Below are 20,827 nucleotides of genomic sequence, written 5' to 3' on the forward strand. Positions count from 1 at the left end.
CCTCGGAGCAGCCGAGCATCGAACGTGCGTCGAACGCGTGGACGGCTGAGCCGTCCACCCTGCATTGAACCGGTGGCCGCGTGACAGCGCGTCCGCCGGTTTCGTATTTTTACAATACCCAGACACAGACATGAACATGAAACACCTCGCTCGCGCAGTTGCGCTCACCTTCGCCCTCTCCGCCAGCGCCCACGCCGCCGACCAGTTCGACGACAAGTTCCGCCAGCTCGACGAACTGCTGCCGACGCCGACCACCACCCGCACCGCCTCCGGCGCGCCGGGCCACGCCTATTGGCAGCAGCGCGCCGACTACAAGATCCGCGCCACGCTCGACGAAGCGAAACGCGCCATCAGCGGTTCCGGCACCATCACCTACCACAACAATTCGCCCGACACCCTCGGCTACCTGTGGGTGCAGCTCGACCAGAACATGTTCCGGGGCGACTCGGACAACCGCAACATCTCGACCATCCCGTCGCGCGAAGCCTGGCAGAAGAGCGGCGCTGAGGGCGTGAAATTCGACGCGATCCGCGCCAACTTCGACAGCCGCGCCTTTGGCGGTGGTTTCAGCATCAAAAGCGTCAAGGCCGCGGACGGCCGCCCGCTGCCCCACGTCATCAACCGCACCATGATGCGCATCGACCTGCCGCAGCCCCTGAAACCGGGCGCGCGCGTGTCGTTCGCGCTTGAGTGGAGCTTCAATATTCCGGAAGCGAACGTGGTAGGCCGCCGCATGGGCTACGAACGTTTCGACAAGGAAGACAAGAACGACATCTTCGAGATCGCCCAGTTCTTCCCGCGCATGGCCGCCTACTACGACGTGGCCGGCTGGCAGAACAAGCAGTATCTCGGCGACGGCGAATTCACGCTCGAATTCGGCGACTACGAGGTCGAGATCACGGTACCCTCGGACCACATCGTGGCCTCGACCGGCGAACTGCAGAACCCGGGCGATGTGCTCACCGGCGCCCAGCGCGAACGCCTGAAAGCGGCGCGCAAGTCGGACAAGCCGGTGCTGATCGTCACCCAGGCCGAGGCGGAAGCGGCCGAAAAAGCGCGTGCAGGTGTTCGCAACGGCGCGCTGAAAACCTGGCGCTTCAAGGCGAAGAACGTGCGCGATTTCGCGTTCGCCTCGAGCCGCAAGTTCATCTGGGACGCCCAGGGCATCAAGAGCGGCGAACACGAGGTGATGGCGATGTCCTACTACCCGAAGGAAGGCAATCCGCTGTGGGAGCGCTATTCGACCCCGGCCATCGTCCACACCATCGAGCAGTACAACAAGTATTCCTTCGACTACCCGTATCCGGCCGCGATTTCCGTGAACGGTCCGGTAGGCGGCATGGAATACCCGATGATTTCGTTTAACGGCCCGCGCCCGACCAAGGACAAGAAGACCGGCGAGCTGACCTATCCGAAGGCGACCAAGTATGGCCTGATCAGCGTGATCATCCACGAGGTCGGCCACAACTACTATCCGATGATCGTCAACTCCGACGAGCGCCAGTGGACCTGGATGGACGAGGGCTTGAATTCCTTCCTGCAGTTCCTGGCCGAAGGGGCCTGGGAAGAAAACTACCCGTCGCGCCGCGGCGAGCCGCGCGCCATCGTCGACTACATGCGCAGCAAGAACCAGAACCCGATCATGACCAATTCGGAGTCGGTGCTGCAGCGCGGCCCGAACGCCTACGCCAAGCCGGCCACGGCCCTGAACGTCCTGCGCGAAACGGTCCTCGGGCGCGAGCTGTTCGACTTCGCGTTCAAGGAATACGGCCGCCGCTGGAAGTTCAAGCGCCCGACCCCGGCCGACTTCTTCCGCACCATGGAAGACGCCTCGGGCACCGACCTCGACTGGTTCTGGCGCGGCTGGTTCTACACGACCGATGCAGTCGACGTGAGCGTGGACGGCATCAGCGAATACACGGTCAGCTCGCAGAATCCGGAAATCGAAAAGGCCTGGCGGCGCAAGCTGAAACAGGCCGAGCCGGTCTCGCTCTCCGACCAGCGCAACCAGGGCATGCCGCGCCGCGTCGATGCGCACCCGGAGCTGAAGGACTTCTATAACGAGCACGACGAGTTCACGGTCACGAATGCCGACCGCAACAAGTTCAACGAGACCCAGGAAAAGCTGGAGGACTGGGAAAAGGCGCTGCTGGCATCGGGCAAGCACCTGTACCTGGTCGATTTCTCCAACCTCGGCGGGCTGGTGACGCCGCTGGTACTGGAAATCGAACTCAAGAGCGGCAAGAAGTACATTGAACGCATCCCGGCCGAAGTGTGGCGCTACTCGCCCAAGAAGATCACGAAGCTGATCGTCACCGACGAGCCGATGGTGGCGCTGACCCAGGACCCGTACTGGGAAACGGCCGATATCAACGTCGACAACAACGCCTGGCCGCGCAAGCTGACCCCGTCGCGCCTGGAGCTGTTCAAGTCCCAGCCGCCGGGTAACGACATGATGAAGGACTTCCAGGCGCCGCTGAAGAAGCTTGATGCGAAGCCCGAGGCTGCGGCACCGAAGGCGGCCGAATGAAGCTGTTACTCAAGGCCTGGATCGCCGTCCTGCTGCTGCTCGGCAGTACGGCAGCCTGCGCGCACCGCTTCCATGCGGGCATTGCCGACATCTCGTTCAACGCGCGCACCGGCAGCACCGAGATCGTGCACACCTACATGGCGCACGATGTCGAGGCGCTGCTGGCCAACCTGTACGGGCGCCAGTTCGACCTCACCGATCCCGAAGACCAGGAAGCGCTGCGCCAATATGTCGAGCCGCGCTTCGTGCTGCGCGGTATGGACAATGCGCCCCTCAAGGTACGCTGGGTCGGGGTCACGATCGACCCGACCAACGTCACAATCTACCAGGAGATCGAACAGACCCCGCTGTGGAAGGCAACCGCCCTCCATAACGCCGTGCTGATCGACTTCCTGCCCGACCAGGTCAATACCGTCAACCTCAACGACGGCAATGCCGTGCGCACCCTGACCTTCGAGCGTAACAACCTGGAGCAGCCGACGCGCTGATCGACCGATGCTGACCATTCGACCCCTGACTTGCGCGATCGCGGCGCTGTTTTCCTGTGCCGCCGCGCACGCCGACGACCTGGTGCTGCAACGGGTGCTGGTCGAAGGCGCGCGCCTGAGCCAGCTCGGCCTGGCCGACTCGGCCGGCGCCGGCAGCGTCGGCCAGAAAGAGCTCGCCGCGCGTCCCGCCTACCGCCCCGGCGAAATGCTCGAGGCGATGCCCGGCCTGATCGCCAGCCAGCACAGCGGCGAAGGCAAGGCCAACCAGTTCTATCTGCGCGGCTTCAACCTCGACCATGGCACCGACCTGTCGACCTTCGTCGACGGCATGCCGGTCAACCAGCGCAGCCACGCCCACGGCCAGGGCTGGACCGACGTGAATTTCGTGATTCCCGAACTGGTCGGCCGCCTCGACTACAAGAAGGGCCCCTACTCGGCCCGCAGCGGCGACTTTTCGTCGGCCGGCAGCGCCGAAATCGGCTACGCCAGCCGCCTCGTCAAGGACGTCGGCAGCCTCACGCTGGGCGAGGACGGCTTTGCGCGCGCGCTGGTGGCCGGCTCGCCCGACCTGGCCGGCGGCACCCTGCTGTACGCGCTCGAGGGCATGCGCAACGACGGCCCCTGGACCCGGCCCGACGACTACCGCAAGGCCAACGGCGTGCTGCGCTACAGCCGCGGCTACGCCAACAACGGCTGGAGCGTCACCGCGATGGCCTACCGCGGCCGGTGGAATGCCACCGACCAGATCCCGCTGCGCGCGGTGCAAAGCGCTTCGCTCGGCCGCTTCGATGCGATCGACGCCACCGACGGCGGCAGTGCGCGCCGATACAGCCTGTCCGGGGTCTGGCGCCAGACCGGCGCCGATTCGGCCTCGAAGCTGAGCGCCTACGTGATCCGCAACCAGCTCGCGCTGTTCTCGAACTTCACCTATTTTCTCAACGACCCGGTCAACGGCGACCAGTTCGCCCAGCCGGACCGGCGCGTCACCAGCGGCGTCGATGCCGCCCACACCTTGCACGTGCACCGCGGCGAGACCATGGCGTCCGACCTGACATTCGGCGCGCGCCTGCAGAACGACAACATCTTCAACGCCCTGCAGAATACGCGCGCGCGCCAGGTGCTGTCGACCACGCGCGCCGACCACATCGTCGAGACCAGCGGCGCCCTGTTCGTGGAAAGCGCCACGCGCTGGAACCAGGTCGTGCGCACCATGGCCGGGGTCCGCGCCGACCGCTACCGCTTCGACGTGGCGAGCGACCTGGCGGCGAATACGGGCCGCGCCTACGACACCCAGCTCAGCCCTTCGTTCAGCCTGATCCTCGCGCCGACCGCCACGAGCGAGTTCTATGTCAACTATGGCCACGGCTTCCACAGCAACGACGCGCGCGGCACGGTGGCGGCGATCGACCCGGCCAGCCTGGAAGCGATCGAACGCGCCCCGGGCCTGGTGCGCTCGCGCGGCATGGAAGTGGGCCTGCGCACGGAGGCCATTCCGAAGATGCAGACGGCGGTGGCACTGTACCGGCTCGACTTCGACTCCGAGCTGACCTATATCGGCGACGCCGGCATGACCGAGGCGGGCGACGCCAGCCGCCGCGTCGGCATCGAGTTCTCGCACTACTGGCGGCCGCTGAAATGGCTGTCGGTGGACTTCGACGCGGCCTTTGCGCGGGCCCGTTCGATCAACGCGGATCGGATACCGGGGGCCGTCGAAGGCGTCGGCCAGCTCGCGCTCGGCGTGGACAAGCTCGGCCCGTGGTCGGGCGCGCTGCGCCTGCGCTACTTCGGCCCGCGCCCGCTGGTCGAAGACAACAGCGTGCGCTCGCAGGCCAGCACCACGCTCAACGGCCGCATCGGCTACCGGATCGGGCGCGACCTGCAGCTCGAGATCGAAGGTTTCAACCTCGCCAACCGGCGCGACTCGGCCATCGACTACTACTATGCCTCGCAACTGGCCGGCGAAGCGGGGCCGCGCGAGGACATCCACTTCCATCCGATCGAGCCGCGCACCCTGCGCGTGAGCGTCACCAAGACCTGGTAGGGACCAGGAGTCTGCGCGGGGGCGGCACTGACCGCCCCGCGCAAAAAGTGCTACGCTCTCGGGATGACCACACCCGAACCACTCTACACCGATCCTTCCCGTCTCCACGAAGCCCTGCAGGGCGACGGTTACGGCCTGCTGCGCCCTGCCGACCTTGCCGCGCTGGCCGGCTGCTCGCTCGACGAGCTGGCGGCACTCGTGCCCAGCTGGGACCGCCTCGAACTCGATAACTACCTGAAGGACGGCGGCCGCTACCGGCGCCGCCGCCACTCCTGCTTCATCGACGACGGCAGCACGCTGGCGCAGACGCCGCACCGCGCCCACTGGCAGCCGGTCGAGTACAACGCCCTGCACGGCGGCATGCACCGCCTGTTCGAGCCGATCGAACCGGCCACGATCGCGCAAGGCGCGTGGGAACGCCTGCTGCGCGCGCTCGGCGCGGTCTGCTCGAGCGTGCGCGCAGCGCGTCCCTGGTATGTCGAAGCGCACCAGTTCCGCATCGATACCGCCGACGGCATCGGCCGCCCGACCCCGGAAGGCGCGCACCGCGACGGCGTCGACTTCGTCGCCGTGATCCTGATTGGACGCAAGGACATCAAAGGCGGCGAGACGCGCATGTTCGAAGCCGACGGCCCGCGCGGCCTGCGCTTCACCATGCTCGAGCCCTGGACCCTGCTGCTGCTCGACGACGCGCGCGTGATCCACGAGTCGACGCCGATCCAGCCACTGGGCGAGCACGGCTATCGCGATACCCTGGTGCTGACCTGGCGTGCGGGAAGTTTCCAGGGCGAGGGAGTGTGATTGGTCGCACACCGTAGGGTGGACGACTCCACCCGAACCTCTGCATTCACGTAACGTACGCGCCGCCCACGCGTTCAACGCACGACAGAAACACCACTACGGCATTATCCCCGCCGGCTGAACGCGTGGGCGGCGCCCAAGCACACGGGTACATCTGCTGCCCGGGTGGAGCCGCCCACCCTACCTCCCTGCGTTTCAGGTTGCGCCATCACGCAAAAAAAAACGCCCGCTTACCTGGGGGTAGCGGGCGGTAATCCAGTATTCCGGAGAAAAACTGGAGGAGACAGGTTCAATATAACCGGATTTATTGTGCGTCGCAATACAGTAAAACTACCGCACTCCTGAGACTAGACGCTCTGTCTGCGTAAGACTCCTCCGACGATCCATGTAAGCGCCGCAGTTTTATGACGCACCGCACCATAAGCGTGCTTCGGGCCTGCGCCGCGCACGCAATCAGTGCTTGTCGCCTGTCTGCGGCGCAGCCCCGCCAGCGCCCGCTTCCGACGCGGGCCGGCCCGGCATCTTCCCGCAGTGCATCTGTCCGTTTTTGTCGATCTGCGCCATCTGTCCGCCCTGCTCCGCCATGGCCTGTTCCATGGCACGCATGGAGGGCGTCATCACATGCGAGGGCACGCGGGTATTCGGGGCGACCGAGCCCATCTGCGGCGCGGGCCGGGTGGCGGCACGCGCCGGCAGGGCGCCCGATGCGGGGGGTTGCTCGGGCATGGCGCAGTGCGCGGCCATGGCGGCCTCGGCCGGTGGCCCGGCGGGGTCGGGCGCGGCGCAGGCCGGCAGGGCGGCGCATACGGCAGCAATCAGGAATGGCTTGTTCATCGTGACCTCCGTCGAGCCCCCTATTCTAGTCCTCGCGCGCGGCCGGCGGCGCCACGCGCGGGTGGCCGCCCCGGCCTTTGCCGCCAGCATCGTTGAACTCGCATCAACGTTTCGTGCAATTTGATAAACTGCATCGCTGCGCTCGCAGCGAGCGCCTGGCCCGAACCCGCACCCTGGAAATCCACGCACATGCCCTCCTCGACACCACGTAACCCGCCGCGCGCCTGTTCGGCCTATCTGCTCCTTCCCCTGTTTGTTCTTGCCCTGTCCGGCTGCGGCAAGGAAGAGAAACAGGCTGCACCGGCCACGCCGGCGCTGACCGTGACCACGGCGCGCCCGAGCTCGGCCAGCCTGCCGCTGCGCCTGGGCGCCAACGGCAACGTCGCCGCCTGGCAGGAAGCGATCATCGGCAGCGAGTCGGCCGGGCTGCGCCTGACGGAGGTGCGGGTGAACGTCGGCGACGTGGTCGACAAGGGCGAGGTGCTGGCCGTGTTCTCGGCCGACACCGTCAACGCCGATGTCGAGCAGGCGCGCGCCGCGTTGCAGGAAGCGCAGGCGAACGCCGCGGAAGCCTCCGCCAACGCCAGGCGCGCCCAATCGCTCAAGAGTTCGGGCGCCATGAGCGAGCAGCAGGTGACGCAATATGTCACCGCCGAGCGCACCGCGCAGGCGCGGGTGGCGGCGGCCAAGGCCACCCTGGCCCAGCAGAACCTGCGCCTGAAATACACGCAAGTCGTCGCGCCCGACAGCGGCATCATTTCCGCGCGCAGCGCGACGGTGGGCGCGGTGGTCGGCGTCGGCACCGAACTGTTCCGCCTGATCCGCCAGGGCCGCCTGGAATGGCGCGCCGAAGTCACGGCGAACGAACTGGCCCGCATCAAGCCGGGCACCCGCGTGACGGTGAAAGCGGCCAACGGCAGCGAGGTCGCCGGCAAGGTGCGCATGGTGGCGCCGACGATCGACCCGCAAACCCGCACGGCGCTGGTGTACGTCGACCTGCCGCCTGCCCTGTCGAGCAGCGCCCCTTTGAAAGCCGGCATGTTCGCCGGCGGCGAGTTCGCGCTCGGGGAGTCGAACGCCCTGACCGTGCCCCAGCAGGCGATCGCGGTACGCGACGGCTTCAGCTACGTGTTCCGCCTCAATCCCGACGGGCGCGTGAGCCAGCTGAAGGTGAACACGGGACGCCGCCTGGGCGAGCGCATCGAAGTGGTGACGGGCCTGGCGCCGGACGCGCAGATCGTCGTCAGCGGCGCGGGCTTCCTCAACGACGGGGATTTGGTACGCAATGTACCTGCGGCGGCTGCAGCCCCGGCGGCGCCGGCCAAGGTGGCGGCACGCTAAGGATCGATCATGAATTTCTCCGCGCTCTCCATCCGGAATCCGATTCCGGCGATCCTGCTGTTCGCCCTGCTCACGCTGGCCGGCCTGCTCGCCTTTAACGCCAACAAGGTCCAGTTCTTCCCCGATATCGAACTGCCGATCGTGACCGTCACCGCCACCCTCGACGGCGCCGCGCCGGCCCAGCTGGAAACCGAGGTCGCGCGCAAGATCGAGGACTCGGTCGCCACGCTGCAGGGCGTCAAGAACATCTATACCAAGGTGCTCGACGGCGTGGCCACGGTCACCGTCGAATTCATCCTCGACAAGAACCTGTCCGACGCCGTCAACGACGTGCGCGACGCCGTCTCCCAGGTGCGCTCCGACATGCCGGCCGAGATGCGCGAGCCGAGCGTGACCAAGACGGCGACCGCCGGGCGCGCGATCCTGACCTTTACGGTCATGCCAAAACCCGGTACTGGCGGGCTCGGCGACCAGGAACTGAGCTGGTTCGTCGACAATGCGGTCGCCAAGCGCCTGCTCTCGGTGCCCGGCATGGGCGCCATCAAGCGGGTCGGCGGCGCCGACCGCGAAGTGCGGGTCGAACTCAATGCCGAGCGCATGGCGGCGCTGCGCGTGTCGGCGCTGGACGTGTCGCGCCAGCTGCGCAATGTGCAGCGCGAGGCGCCGGGCGGGCGCGGGGACGTGAGCGGCGCCGAGCAGTCGGTGCGCACGCTGGCCACCGTCGCCAGCGCGCAGGAACTGGCGCGCATGGACATCCCGCTGCCGGACGGGCGCCGCGTGCGCCTCGACGAGGTGGCCACCGTGATCGACACCGTCTCCGAGCCGCGCTCGCTGGCCGAGCACGACGGTAAAAAAGTGGTCGGTTTCGAGATCTTCCGCACCCGCGGCGCCAGCGAGACCGAGGTCGCGGCAGGCGCGCGCGCCGCCGTGGCCGAACTCCAGAAAGCCCATCCGAACCTGGTGCTGCGCGAAGTCGTCGACAATGCCGAGCCGGTGCAGGAAAACTTCGACGCCTCGATGGAAATGCTGTACGAAGGCGCGGTGCTGGCGGTGATCGTGGTCTGGTGGTTCCTGCGCGACTGGCGCGCCACCTTCGTGGCGGCGGCCGCCCTGCCGCTGTCGGTGATCCCGGCCTTCCTCGGCCAGTACTTGTTCGGCTATACCCTCAACATGGTGACCCTGCTGTCGCTGGCCCTGGTGGTGGGGGTGCTGGTCGACGACGCGATCGTCGAGATCGAAAACATCGCGCGCCACCTGAACATGGGCAAGACGCCGATGCAGGCGGCGCTGGAAGCGGCCGACGAAATCGGCATGGCGGTGATCGCCACCACCTTCTCGCTGGTGGCGGTGTTCCTGCCGACGGCCTTCATGGGCGGCATTCCGGGGCGCTTCTTCAAGCAATTCGGCTGGACCGCGGTGCTGGCCATCCTCGCTTCGCTGGTGGTGGCGCGCCTGCTCACGCCGATGATGGCGGCCTACATCATGAAACCGGTCAAGCCGCACGAGGAAAAGGACGGCCCGCTGATGCGGCGCTACATGACAACGATGCAGTGGTGCCTGCGCCACCGCATGTTCACCGCCATCGCGACCGCCGTCTTCTTCGTCGCCTCGATTTCGCTGGTGCCGCTGCTGCCGACCGGCTTCGTGCCCGCGGCCGACCGCGGCCAGACCATCGTCAACGTCGAGCTGCCGCCGGGCTCCACCCTGGCCGAGACCCGCGCCGTCGCCGAAGGCGCGCGCCAGGCGGCGATGCGCGTGCCGGGCGTGACCAGCGTCTTCAGCTCGATCGGCGGCGGCTCCAGCGGCGACGCCTTTGCGCCCGGCGCCTCGGCCGAGGCGCGGCGCGCCGTGCTGACCGTTACCACGGTCCACCGCAGCGAGCGCGACGCGTCGCTGTCCGAGCTCGAACGCCGGATACGCACGCAACTGTCCGACATTCCCGGCGCGCGCTTCACCGTCGGCCAGGCCGACACCGGCGGCAAGCTGCAGCTGGTGCTGCGCAGCGAGGACCCGCAGGCGCTCGCTGCCGCCGCCCAGCGCGCCGAGCGCGAGCTGCGCACCCTGAAGGGAATCGGCAACGTCAGCTCGAGCGCCTCGCTGGTGCGCCCCGAGATCATCGTGCGCCCCGACTTTGCGCGCGCCGCCGACCTCGGCGTAACGGCTGCCGCGATCGGCGAGACGGTGCGCGTGGCCACCGCCGGCGACTACGAACAGGCGCTGCCTAAAATGAACCTGTCCGAGCGCCAGGTGCCGATCCGGGTCAAGCTGCCCGACGCCGTGCGCGCCGACCTGGACGCCATCGGACGCCTGACGGTGCCCGGTACGAGGGGGCCGGTCCTGCTGTCGACCGTGGCCGACATCACGATGGAAAGCGGCCCGGCCGAGATCTCGCGCCTGAACCGCAGCCGCAACGTCACCCTCCTCGTCGAACTGGGCGCGCGCTCGCTCGGCGAGGTCAACGAGGAGGCGCGCGCCCTGCCCGCCTTCAGGAACCTGCCGGCGTCGGTGCAGATCGCGGAACTGGGCGACGCCCAGGAAATGAAGGCCCTGTTCGCCAGCTTCGGCGTCGCGATGACGATCGGGGTGCTGTGCATCTACGGCGTGCTGGTGCTGCTGTTTGCCGACTTCATGCAGCCGCTGACCATCCTGGCGGCGCTGCCGCTGTCGATCGGCGGCGCCTTCGTCGCGCTCCTGGTCACCAACAGCGCCTTGTCGATGCCGAGCATGATCGGCCTGATCATGCTGATGGGGATCGTAACCAAGAATTCGATCCTGCTGGTCGATTACGCGATCCTGGCGAGAAAAGCCGGCTTGAACCGCTTCGAGGCGCTGGTCGACGCCTGCCACAAGCGCAGCCGGCCGATCGTGATGACGACCATCGCCATGGGCGCCGGCATGATGCCGCTGGCGCTGGGCCTGTCGGGCGACCCGAGCTTCCGCTCGCCGATGGCGGTTGCCGTGATCGGCGGCCTGATCACCTCCACGCTGCTGAGTTTGCTGGTGGTGCCGGCGGTGTTCACCTATGTCGACGATTTCAAGCTGATGCTCAAGCGCGGCGTGCGCAAGATGCAGCGCCATCCGCAGGAGCCGGCCGTCAAGGCGGAGGAATCGGCGGCGGTGAAGTGATGGCGCCTGGTCGTTGCGCGTGAAACCGCCTGGGCTCGAGAGCCCACCCTACAAGTTCCGGGTAGGGTGGGCATGTCATCGAAGCCCCCGGCGTCAATGACCCCACGCGGTACGGCGCCTGCCGGCCAGCGGCCCGTTCCTGCCGCCCCATAAAACAAAACGCCGACACATCGTGTCGGCGTTTTCGTATCGGCCAGCTCCAGCCGACAAGGTCGGCCGGAGTCCGGCAGCCTGCGCTAGGGATTAGTAATAATCGCGGTCGCGCTTGCTGCCACCGAGCAGCTTGGCCAGGATGTAGCCGGCGCCCAGGGCGATGGCGACAGCCGTGCCCGGCTTGTTGCGCACATACTCGCGGCCCGAATCGGCCAGTTGCTGGTAGGTGTCGTTCATCTGGGCCGAACGGTTGCTGAACTGGTCCGATGCGCCGCTGAGCAGGCCGCTCAGCTTGTCGACGCCGGCGTGGGCGGTGCTGACCACGCGCTCGACCATCGGCTGGGCCGCTTCGGCTGCCTTGTCGATGGTCTTGTGCATCTGCTCAGGCTTCATCGACGCCATCATGCCCTCTTTCGAGGATGCGTCGCCGCCGGTGCTGGCACCGGTCGAGCCGCCCATCGCGCCCGAGGAGCCGCCCATCGAGCCGGAGCTGCTGCCCGAGCCCGAGGTGCCCGTGGTCGATGCCGAACCCGTGGTCGACATGCCCGATGCACCGGTCGAACCCGACGACGAGCCCGAAGTCGACATGCCCGACGCGCCGGTCGAGCCGGACGACGAACCCGAGGTCGACATGCCCGAGGCGCCGGTCGAACCCGAAGCCGACGAACCCGACAGGCCGCTGGTGGAGCCGCTCATGCCGCCGCTGCTGCCGGCGCCGCTCGAACCCATGCTGCCCGTGCTGCCGGCGTTGCTGGTGCCGCCCACGGCGCCGCTGCTCGACCCCGTTGCCGGGCTGGCGCTCGACGACGCGCCGCCGCTCATGCTGCCCGACGAACCGGCGCTGGCCGACGAACCGATGCCGCTCTTGCCCAGGCTGGACGTCGACTTGTCGTCCTTGCCCATGCTCGATTGGCTGTCCTTGCCCATGCTGCTGCCGTTGTTTTTACCGGCATCAACGCCTTTTCCCTCGCTCGACTTCTGATTATCCATGACTTTTGTCCTTGTAAAATGTAAGACCAACGCGGAGTAGACCGGTACCCGACCATCACCACATTCTTCCTCGATTCCGCCCGAAACAAAACGGAGGCGCGAAAATGTACTGCGCTACATCAATGGATCATTCGGGCCCTGCCTTCGATCAAGGATTTGTGTCGATGACCGCCGACAAGCTCAAAAGTTCCGTCCGTGCCACGTCACTTTCGCGTCCCGTTTTGCAAGCCTACGCCGATTTGACGTACTGCACGATTGGGGCGGTCGGGTAACCACGTCACGATACAAAAAATATAACGAATGGGCTAGCGGAACCGTGCGCTGACTAACAGAGCAATGGGATCAATGGAGATAGGGGAAAAATAAGCGCGAAATAAGGCGAATTCGACGATGTTTTAATGAGCGCAGGAAATAAAGACGGATGGATGGAAAGAGAAGATTCGTCCCGGCCCTGCCATGGGGGCTGCTGCGCCCGGTTTCACGCGGCATCCGCAAGCGGGTTCAGGGCGGTGTGTCCGCCCGGGCCAGCTGCATGCGCGCCAGGCTTGGATACAGCGGCGGGCTGATGACCCGGGCCAGCATGCTCGCCACCAGTGCGCAGGCCATCAGGCTCAATACCATCGAGTGCCCCTCCACCATCTCCATGACGATGATGAAGGCGGTCAGGGGCGCCTGCGTGGCCGCCGCCAGGAAGCCGACCATGCCGAGCGCGATCAGTGCCGGGACTTGTGCATGAAAGAACACCAGCGCGACGTCGTTGCCCAAGGCCGCGCCGATTGCCAGGGAAGGCGCGAAAATCCCGGCCGGCACCCCGGCCCAGGCACTCAGCCAGGTCGCGATGAATTTGAACAGCGCATACAGCGCCGGCATCGTCGTGACACCCTCGACCATTGCGCGCGTGGGCTCGTAGCCGGAACCGAAGGTCGTACCGGCGGTCACGACGCCGATGACGGCCACGACGGCACCGCACACGGCGCCGAACACCACCGGCCGCCGCGCCCGCAGGCGGCTCATCCAGTCACGGCCGTGCCCGCCGAGCGAGGCGATCAGCAGGCGCGAAAACAAGCCGCCGGCGATGCCCGTGCACAAGGCGACGACCAGGCCCGGCAGCAACAGCGCCAGGCCGACCGCACCGCTGTGGACGACGCCGAAATAGGTGGCATTCCCGTGCACCGAGACGGCCACCAGGCCGCCGAGCACGATTGCGGTGATGATCAGGCCGCTGTTGCGCTGCTCCGGTGCCCGTGCCAGCTCTTCGATGGCGAACATGACCCCGGCCAGCGGGGTATTGAAGGCGGCGGCGATGCCGGCCGCGCCGCCGGCGACGAGCAGGCCGTGCACGGTGACCGCCGACCGTTTCGGCAGCAGGCGCCGGGCCTGCAGCATCACGCCGGCCGCGATCTGGACCGAAGGCCCTTCGCGCCCCAGCGACAGGCCGGCCAGCAGGCCGCCGGCCGTCAACAGTGCCTTGGCCAGGCTCAGGCGCAGCGAAACGAAGAGTCCCCGTTTTTCCGACGGCAGCGCCGGCTCGAGTGCCGCCATGACTTGCGGAATACCCGATCCGGCCGCTCCCGGCGCGTGGCGGCGCGTGAGCCAGACGATGGCAGCGGTACAGGCCGGCGTCCACAGCAGCGGGAACCACCAGGCAAGCTGCCGCGCGTGTTCGAACAGGTCGAGGGCGCGTTCGCACAGCCAGGTAAAACCGACCACGGACAGGCCGGCCAGCAAGGCCAGTGCCATCACCACCACCCGGCCGGTCCACAGCTGCCAATCGGACAGTTCGACGCGCGCCCGCTTGCGCCAGTCATGCCCTACTTTCATGTCACCGTCCTGTCGAATTGGTTGAAGCGCCTGCGCGCTATCCGGCCGGCGCCGGGACCGGCGCGGTCCCCTCGGCCGCGACCGGCTGGCGCACGATCTTCCCGCGCTTTGCAGCCAGCACCAGCCTGACCTCGGCCTTGCCGGTCCGGACCTTCAGCCACGCGTTCATGCGCGCGATCTCGTCGGCCTTCGGCATCCGGCGGCAGTCGGCGCTGAGGATCGGGACCGGCGCCGGCTGCCCGGCGGCCGGCAGCACCGCCCTGCCCATCGCCACGTTGCCGCATTGCGGATACTGTGCCTCGAATTCGCGCGTCACCGCGGCCGCCTGCGCCACCCAGTCGTGCTGGCCGCTCAGTTGTTCGCGCAGCGTGGCGATGGCCGCGTCCTTCTCTTGCAGCGCCTGCTGGTTGTTGCGCACGATATCGGCCAGGATATCCGCCTTCAGGCTGCCGACGTCGATCTTGTTGGTATCCTCCGCCTGCGCCTGGTGCACCGCCAGGCGCGCATTTTTCAAGCCGGCCGGCGCCAGGCGCTGTTCGATGGCGACGATCGCCTCGCGCGGCATGCGCTGGCCGATCAGGGTCACCTCGATATCGCGCGAGCCCGGCACGATGCGGGTGTCGAGCACGTGCACGTGCGCCGCCTTGAACTCCTTGCGTACGAAGTCGCGCGCGCGGCTCTTGAAGAGCTCGTTGTCGACCAGGCGCGCCGCCAGGTAGATGCTCGGCAGAGCGGTGACGACGACGACGGCCAGCAGGAAGGCCTTGACGCGGCGCCCGCGGCGCGGATCGATGAATTTGCGGTGCGGCAGGCGCAGGAACTCGATGACGACCACCACCGCGAAGGCGATGAACACGCAATTGATCGAAAACAGGTAAAAGGCGCCGCCGAACACGGACCAGTCGCCGTTGGCCAGGCCATATCCGGCCGTGCACAGCGGCGGCATCAGCGCCGTCGCAATCGCCACGCCGGGAATCACGTTCGACTTCTCGCGCCGCGTCTGGCCGATGATGCCGGCCAGGCCGCCGGCGAGCGCAATCAGGACATCCCACAAGGAAGGCGTGGTACGCGCCAGCAGTTCGGACTGGGCTTCGTCCAGCGGCGTCAGCATGAAGTAGAGCGTCGAGGTCAGGAGACTGATCGCGGCGGCGATCGCCAGGTTGGCCAGCGACCGGCGCACCAGCGCGAAGTCGAAGATGCCGACCCCGTAGCCGAGCCCGACGATCGGCCCCATCAGCGGCGACACCAGCATGGCGCCGATGATGACCGCGTTCGAATTGGTGTTCAGGCCAACCGAAGCGATCATGATCGCGAACATCAGGATCCAGAGCGTCGCGCCGCGCAACTCGACGCCGGCGCGCAGGCTGCGGTCGATTTCGGCATCGTCGGCCTTGTCGTCGAGGAGGCTGAAGCGGTGGGCAATGGCCGCGCGCAGGGAGGGCGGCGGCGGCTTGTTATCGAGTGCGTTCATGGTTCATCAGAAGGTCGGGAGGCCCGCTGGAGCGGGCTGAACCGTGATTCTCGCCGGGAATCTTCATTTGCACAAATGCTCCACGCGCTCCCGGCTCCCGATCCTATCCCGGCGCGGCCATGCCCTCGGTGCCGCCCGGGGTGCCGCCCGGGGTGCCGCCAGAGGCAGCGCCCGGCCTGGCACTCGCAAAATACACCGTCTGGGTCGGATAGGCGAACTCGATGCCCTCGGCGGCGAAGCGGTCGAACAGGGCAAGATTGATTTCCTGCTGCACGTCCATGTACACGTTATAGTCCGGCACCTGCACGTAATACACGACCTCGAATTCGAGCGACGAGGTCGCGTAGCCCTTGAAGTGGGCGCGGTCGAATGCCACCTGCGGCTGGGCTTCGACGACTTCGCGCAGGATGCCCGGGATCGCGCGCAGTTGCGCCTTGCTGACCTGGTAGCCGACGCGGATGGCGAACACGATGCGGCGCGTGCGCATGTGCTGGTAATTGCGGATCCGGCTCTTGAGCAGGTCGCTGTTGGAAAACACGACCTGTTCCCCGCCCAGGCTGCGGATGCGGGTCGTTTTCAGGCCCACGTATTCGACCGTGCCGAGGATGTCGTCGACGATGATGAAGTCGCCCACCACGAAGGGCTTGTCGAGGACGATCGAGAGCGACGAGAACAAGTCGCCCAGGATGTTCTGCAGCGCCAGCGCGACGGCGATGCCGCCGATGCCGAGGCTGGCCACCAGGGTGGTGATGTTGACCCCGGCATTATCGAGGATCATCAGGATCGCGACCAGCCAGATGGCGGCGCGCGCCACGAAGCCGAGCGCCGCGGTCGAAGTCGTGCTGGCCGCGTCGTTCTCGACGCGGTGGGCGCGGTAGTGCTGGATCCAGCCATGCACGCCGACGTCGCCCCAGCGCGCCGCCTGCACCAGCAGCACGCCGATGGCGATATGCGACAGGTGGGCGGCGGTCTTCTCGGGCAGGGCCAGCCAGAACGAGCCGGCATAGATCGCCATCAGGACCATGAACAGCGGATTGGTCGCCGACAGGATCCGGATCGCGAGGTCGTCCAGGTAGGTGGCACTGGCCGGGGCGAAGGCGTGCAGGCGGCGCAGCGCCATGCCCTTGACCGCATACAGCACCCCGTAGGCGACCAGGGCGATCGCCAGCGCGACACTCCAGGCGGCGAGGTCGTTGTTGAGTAGCATTACATTCATGACGTTCGTTTCCGCTCCCTGGCTCACGCAGCCTTGGCGTCGACGGCGGCCGGCATGGCATCCGGGCATGCCTGTTCGTCCTCATCGCGCGTTGCCGCGGCAATGAAATCCCGGCCCCAGCGCGCCACGTCGTGCTCGGCCGTGATCATCGCCATGCGCGCGGTGCGGTAGGCGCGCTCGTCCTCGCCCATCGTCAGCGCCTGGTGCAGGGACGCGGTCATGGCATTCGCGTCGTAGGGATTGGTCAGCAGCGCGCCATGCAGCTCGACGGCCGCGCCGGCGAATTCCGACAGCACCAGCACGCCCGAGCGGGCACTGGCCTTCTTGGCGGCGACGAATTCCTTGGCCACCAAATTCAGGCCGTCGCGCAGCGGCGTGATCCAGGCGATGTCGCAGGCGACGTAATGGGCCAGCACCTCCTCGAAGGGCAGCGAGCGGTAGAAGTAACGCACCGGCACCCAGTTCAGGGTCGAGAAGCGGCCATTGATGCGCCCCACCGTGCGGTCGACCTCGACGCGCAGGCTGTCATAGATTTCCATGCCGGCCGCGGCCGGGGTGATCACGTTGAGCAGCGTGACCTTGCCGATGTGCTCGGGATGGTTCTCGAGCAGGCGTTCGAAGGCCTCGAGCTTTTCGAGCGTGCCCTTGACGTAGTCGAGGCGCTCGATCGACACGATCCCGGTCGCTTCGCCCAGGTACTCGCCGATCGAGGCCGCCTGCTGCTGCACTTCAGGGGTGGCGATGACGCGCTCGATCAGCGCGGTGTCGGTGCCGACCGGGTGGGCGCCCAGGCCGATGCGGCGTCCGCCGGCTTCGATCGCGGTCGTCATCGTGTCGACCCCGAGCGCGCAGCCGTAGGTGAGGAAGCGCGGCGCGCACGGCACCGTGCCGCAGGCGTCGACCGGCGCATACGAGCGCACCGCGTCGACGAAATTCTCGACATAGCGCGGGATGTGGAAGCCGACGTAATCGCACTGGAGCAGGCTGCCGATGATCTCGCGCCGCCACGGCAAGATGTTGAACACGTCGCTCGACGGGAAGGCCGTGTGGTGGAAGAAGGCAATGCGCAAGTCTGGCCGCAGCGAGCGCAGGAAAGCCGGCACCATCCACAGGTTGTAGTCGTGCACCCAGACCAGCGCGCCCTCCCCGGCTTCGCGCGCCGCCTGCTCGGCGAACAGGCGGTTCACTTCCAGGAAGCGCTCCCAGTGGGCCTGCTTGAACTCGGCCTTGTCCGGGAAGGAAAAGATGATCGGCCAGAACGCTTCTTTCGAAAACTTTTTATAGAAGATGTCGATGTCGTCTTCGGTCAGGGCGATGCGCGCGGCCTGCAGGCGCGGGTAGCGCTCGGGGTCGACCGCGACGTGGGTGACGAAGCCGTCCGGATTGCGGCTGGCCTGCTGCGACCACGCGACCCAGGAGCCGGAACGCTCCCCCGCGAAGAAGCGCAGCAGGGTCGGGATGATGCCGTTCGGGCTGCGCGGGCGGCGCTGTTGCAGCACCCCGTCCTCGACCACTTCGTCGTAGGGCAGGCGGTGGTAGACCATGACCAGTTCCGCCCCGCTGCGCGGACGCGGCAGCGGCGCAGGCCCGGCCTGTGCCGCAATGGCGCCATGGTGGGCCAGTCCCTCGAGGATGCCGTCGCAGCCTTCGCCGGCGGCGACATAGGTCAGCGGCCACTTGCGCACCCGCTGCACCAGGGCCGGCTCCGCATGGCCGACGACCACGCCGCGCAGGCCGGTCTCGAACATCGACAGGTCGTTCAGGGTGTCGCCGGCGACGACGATGGTCGCCGGGTCGAAACCGGCCGCCTCGGCCAGGCGCAGCAGGGCCGGGCCCTTGCCGACGCCGCGCGGCAGCACGTCGAGGTAGCAGCCGGCCGACAGCAGCAGGTCGCAGCCGAGCGCGTCGACCGCCGCGCGCAGCGCCGGCGTGACCTGTTCCTCGCTGACCAGGAAGGAAACGCGGCGCTCCTGCGGCACGCTCTGGCGCACCAGGCCGGGAAAATCGGCCAGCGCCTTCAATACCGCCTGCGAACCGGGCCAGCGCGCGGCGATTTCTCCCTGCACCTCGTCGACCGGGCGCAGCTCGCCGTCGACGATGGTGGCGCCGACGTCGGCGATGATGTAGTCGGGCCGGGGAATCGTCGGGTCGCTCAGCAGCGGCAGGATCGATTCCAGGCCGCGTCCGGTGACGAACACCAGCTTGGCGCCGGCCGGCGCGTGCGCGAACAGCATGCGCACCCGGCGCCGCGCTTCGACACTGCCGGCCAGCAGGGTACCGTCGAGATCGGTAGCCAGTACAAAATGATGCGGTTGCGGGCGTGGCGCCCATTGTGGGGGAACTGCAAGAGTCATCGTCTTCGTCCTTTCAGAGCGATGTGCTCGGCGCTGTTGCGCCGACCTGGTGGGAGTGGCGGCACAGCCGTCACAAGGCGAACACAACCGGACGGGTGACACACGTCGACAGTTGCCAGGGAATGGAGGCGAACGGGCTGGCCGTCGCCGGGAGGAAGAACGCCTGGTTCTTCCCAAGAGCCTTTCATTGTAACAACGAACAAGCATTTGCACAAATGTAGATATAATTTATGTAAGCACGCGAGCTCATCCGTAGGCGGCGCACGCAGCATTCCGGCGCTTCGTGGAGGAGTGTTTCCCAGCGAACCGACGCCATGGCCCGGCCCGGCTAGGCTTGCACTGCCCTTGCCGCTGCCGATGCGGGGCCAAGGCCACTGAGGCGGATATGCCAGACCAAATTCAATTCCTGTTGAACCGCTTGCGCGAACGGCTATGGGTCAAGCCGCTGATCGCCTGCGTGCTGTCGATCGGCGGCGTGCTGCTGGCGCATGCCGCCGACGGCATCCCGGTCGACTGGAAAGTGCCGGAAATCGCACAGGGCTCGATCATCGACCTGCTCAAGATCATCGCCGCCAGCATGCTCGGGATCGCCACCTTCGCGGTCGCCTCGATGGTGGCGGCCTATGCGTCGACCGGGCAGTCGGCCACCGCGCGCGCCTTCCCGCTGGTGGTCGCGGACGACGTTTCCCAGAACGCCTTGTCGGTCTTCGTCGGCACCTTCATCTTTGCGATCGTGGCCCTGAGCGCGACGACGAATGACTACTTCGGCAAGGCCGGCCGCTTTACCCTGTTCGCCCTGACGCTGCTGACGCTGGTCGCCGTGGTACTGGTATTCGTGCGCTGGGTCGACAGCATCGCGCGCCTCGGGCGCCTGGGGGCCGTCATCGCCAAGGTCGAGCAGGCAACGGCCCAGGCCATGGAGCGGCGCAAGCGCCGTCCCTGCCTGGGCGGCGTCCCCGCCAGGGGGCCGCTGCGCGGCCTGGTGTTTTACAGCGAAAGCATCGGCTACCTGCAGCGGGTCGACATCGCCGCCCTGCAGCGCGTCGCCGCCCGGCACAAGGTCCGCATCCGGCTGGCTGTCCTGCCCGGCGCCATGATCGTACCGTCGCGTGCGCTCGGCTATGTGTTGCCCGATTCGGGCGACAGCGGGACGGTCGAGCCCGAGATACTGCGCAAGAACTTCGTCATCGGGCCACTGCGCCAATTCGACGAGGATCCGCGTTTCGGCCTGGTCGTGCTGGCCGAGATCGCTTGCCGAGCCTTGTCTCCCGGCATTAACGACCCTGGCACCGCCATCGGCATCCTCGGTTCCCTGCACCGGCTGTTCGCCGACTGGGCAGGGGCATGCGAAGCGGACACGCCTGAATACGACCGGATCGAGGTGCCGCCCCTGGAGATCGAGGACCTGTTCGAGGACGCGTTCCCTGCGATCGCGCGCGACGGCGCCGGGCTGGTCGAAGTGGCGATGCGGATGCAGCGGGTGCTGGGCGAGCTTGGGCGCGGCGCGGCCGACATGGCGCCGGTGGCCGGGCAGCATGCCGCCCTGGCCATGGCCCGCGCCGAGCTGGCGCTCGATTTCCCTCCTGACCTCGAGCAGCTGCGGCGCCGGCATGCCGGCTACTGGACACCGGCGGCGCACCCGCCCGCATCGAAAGGATAGC

Annotated in this window: 13 protein-coding genes; 7 read left to right on the plus strand and 6 right to left on the minus strand. The window is 67.2% G+C overall.

The genetic code is table 11. The features are described from left to right. Window positions 1–130 precede the first annotated feature (130 nt). From ACFPAH_RS06405 to ACFPAH_RS06420, 4 genes are all read left to right on the plus strand, one after another. A complete protein-coding gene (locus tag ACFPAH_RS06405) occupies window positions 131–2,530 on the plus strand; it encodes a M1 family metallopeptidase (RefSeq protein ID WP_379742338.1) in 2,400 nt (799 codons plus the stop codon). Further along, window positions 2,527–3,018 (plus strand): DUF6702 family protein, encoded by a 492-nt coding sequence (locus ACFPAH_RS06410; RefSeq protein ID WP_379742341.1) that lies wholly within the window; start codon window positions 2,527–2,529, stop codon window positions 3,016–3,018. Before ACFPAH_RS06405 ends, ACFPAH_RS06410 begins: the two co-directional genes overlap by 4 nt. 7 nt (window positions 3,019–3,025) lie before the next feature. Beyond that, the gene (locus ACFPAH_RS06415) at window positions 3,026–5,059 is read left to right on the plus strand and encodes a TonB-dependent receptor (RefSeq protein ID WP_379742344.1); all 2,034 of its coding nucleotides are present in this window, start codon (window positions 3,026–3,028) and stop codon (window positions 5,057–5,059) included. A 63-nt stretch (window positions 5,060–5,122) separates the two neighbouring features. Continuing rightward, entirely contained in the window at window positions 5,123–5,860 is a 738-nt protein-coding gene (locus ACFPAH_RS06420) for a 2OG-Fe dioxygenase family protein (RefSeq protein WP_379742347.1), read from the plus strand. Window positions 5,861–6,313: 453 nt separating this feature from the next. Here the strand turns inward: ACFPAH_RS06420 and ACFPAH_RS06425 are convergent, their stop codons facing one another. After that, window positions 6,314–6,694 carry a hypothetical protein gene (locus ACFPAH_RS06425; protein WP_379742350.1) on the minus strand — a complete coding sequence of 127 codons (381 nt, stop codon included), beginning with the start codon at window positions 6,692–6,694 and terminating at the stop codon, window positions 6,314–6,316. A 189-nt stretch (window positions 6,695–6,883) separates the two neighbouring features. Between ACFPAH_RS06425 and ACFPAH_RS06430 the strand changes: the two genes are divergently transcribed. After that, window positions 6,884–8,035: an efflux RND transporter periplasmic adaptor subunit gene (locus ACFPAH_RS06430; RefSeq protein WP_379742353.1), complete on the plus strand. Its 1,152-nt coding sequence runs from the start codon at window positions 6,884–6,886 to the stop codon at window positions 8,033–8,035. A 9-nt stretch (window positions 8,036–8,044) separates the two neighbouring features. Beyond that, complete coding sequence (locus ACFPAH_RS06435) at window positions 8,045–11,161, plus strand: efflux RND transporter permease subunit (RefSeq protein ID WP_379742357.1); 3,117 nt, start codon at window positions 8,045–8,047, stop codon at window positions 11,159–11,161. Between the two features lie 243 nt (window positions 11,162–11,404). On the opposite strand, the gene ACFPAH_RS06440 is transcribed toward ACFPAH_RS06435, so the two are convergent. The 5 genes from ACFPAH_RS06440 to ggpS form a co-directional block, all read right to left on the minus strand. Then, on the minus strand, window positions 11,405–12,304 hold the full coding sequence (locus tag ACFPAH_RS06440; RefSeq protein ID WP_379742360.1) for a DUF883 family protein: 900 nt from the start codon (window positions 12,302–12,304) through the stop codon (window positions 11,405–11,407). A gap of 501 nt (window positions 12,305–12,805) precedes the next feature. After that, the gene (locus ACFPAH_RS06445) at window positions 12,806–14,125 is read right to left on the minus strand and encodes a chloride channel protein (protein ID WP_379742363.1); all 1,320 of its coding nucleotides are present in this window, start codon (window positions 14,123–14,125) and stop codon (window positions 12,806–12,808) included. A 37-nt stretch (window positions 14,126–14,162) separates the two neighbouring features. Beyond that, window positions 14,163–15,596, minus strand: coding sequence for a DUF389 domain-containing protein (locus tag ACFPAH_RS06450; protein ID WP_379742366.1), 1,434 nt, complete (start codon window positions 15,594–15,596; stop codon window positions 14,163–14,165). A 103-nt stretch (window positions 15,597–15,699) separates the two neighbouring features. Continuing rightward, window positions 15,700–16,812 carry a mechanosensitive ion channel family protein gene (locus ACFPAH_RS06455; protein WP_379742369.1) on the minus strand — a complete coding sequence of 371 codons (1,113 nt, stop codon included), beginning with the start codon at window positions 16,810–16,812 and terminating at the stop codon, window positions 15,700–15,702. A 23-nt stretch (window positions 16,813–16,835) separates the two neighbouring features. Further along, window positions 16,836–19,166 carry a glucosylglycerol-phosphate synthase gene (gene ggpS / locus ACFPAH_RS06460; RefSeq protein ID WP_379742372.1) on the minus strand — a complete coding sequence of 777 codons (2,331 nt, stop codon included), beginning with the start codon at window positions 19,164–19,166 and terminating at the stop codon, window positions 16,836–16,838. Between the two features lie 385 nt (window positions 19,167–19,551). Between ggpS and ACFPAH_RS06465 the strand changes: the two genes are divergently transcribed. Then, on the plus strand, window positions 19,552–20,826 hold the full coding sequence (locus ACFPAH_RS06465; protein WP_379742375.1) for a DUF2254 domain-containing protein: 1,275 nt from the start codon (window positions 19,552–19,554) through the stop codon (window positions 20,824–20,826). Window position 20,827 lies beyond the last annotated feature (1 nt).

Source organism: Massilia sp. GCM10023247 (assembly GCF_042653325.1).
Classification (GTDB): domain Bacteria; phylum Pseudomonadota; class Gammaproteobacteria; order Burkholderiales; family Burkholderiaceae_D; genus Telluria.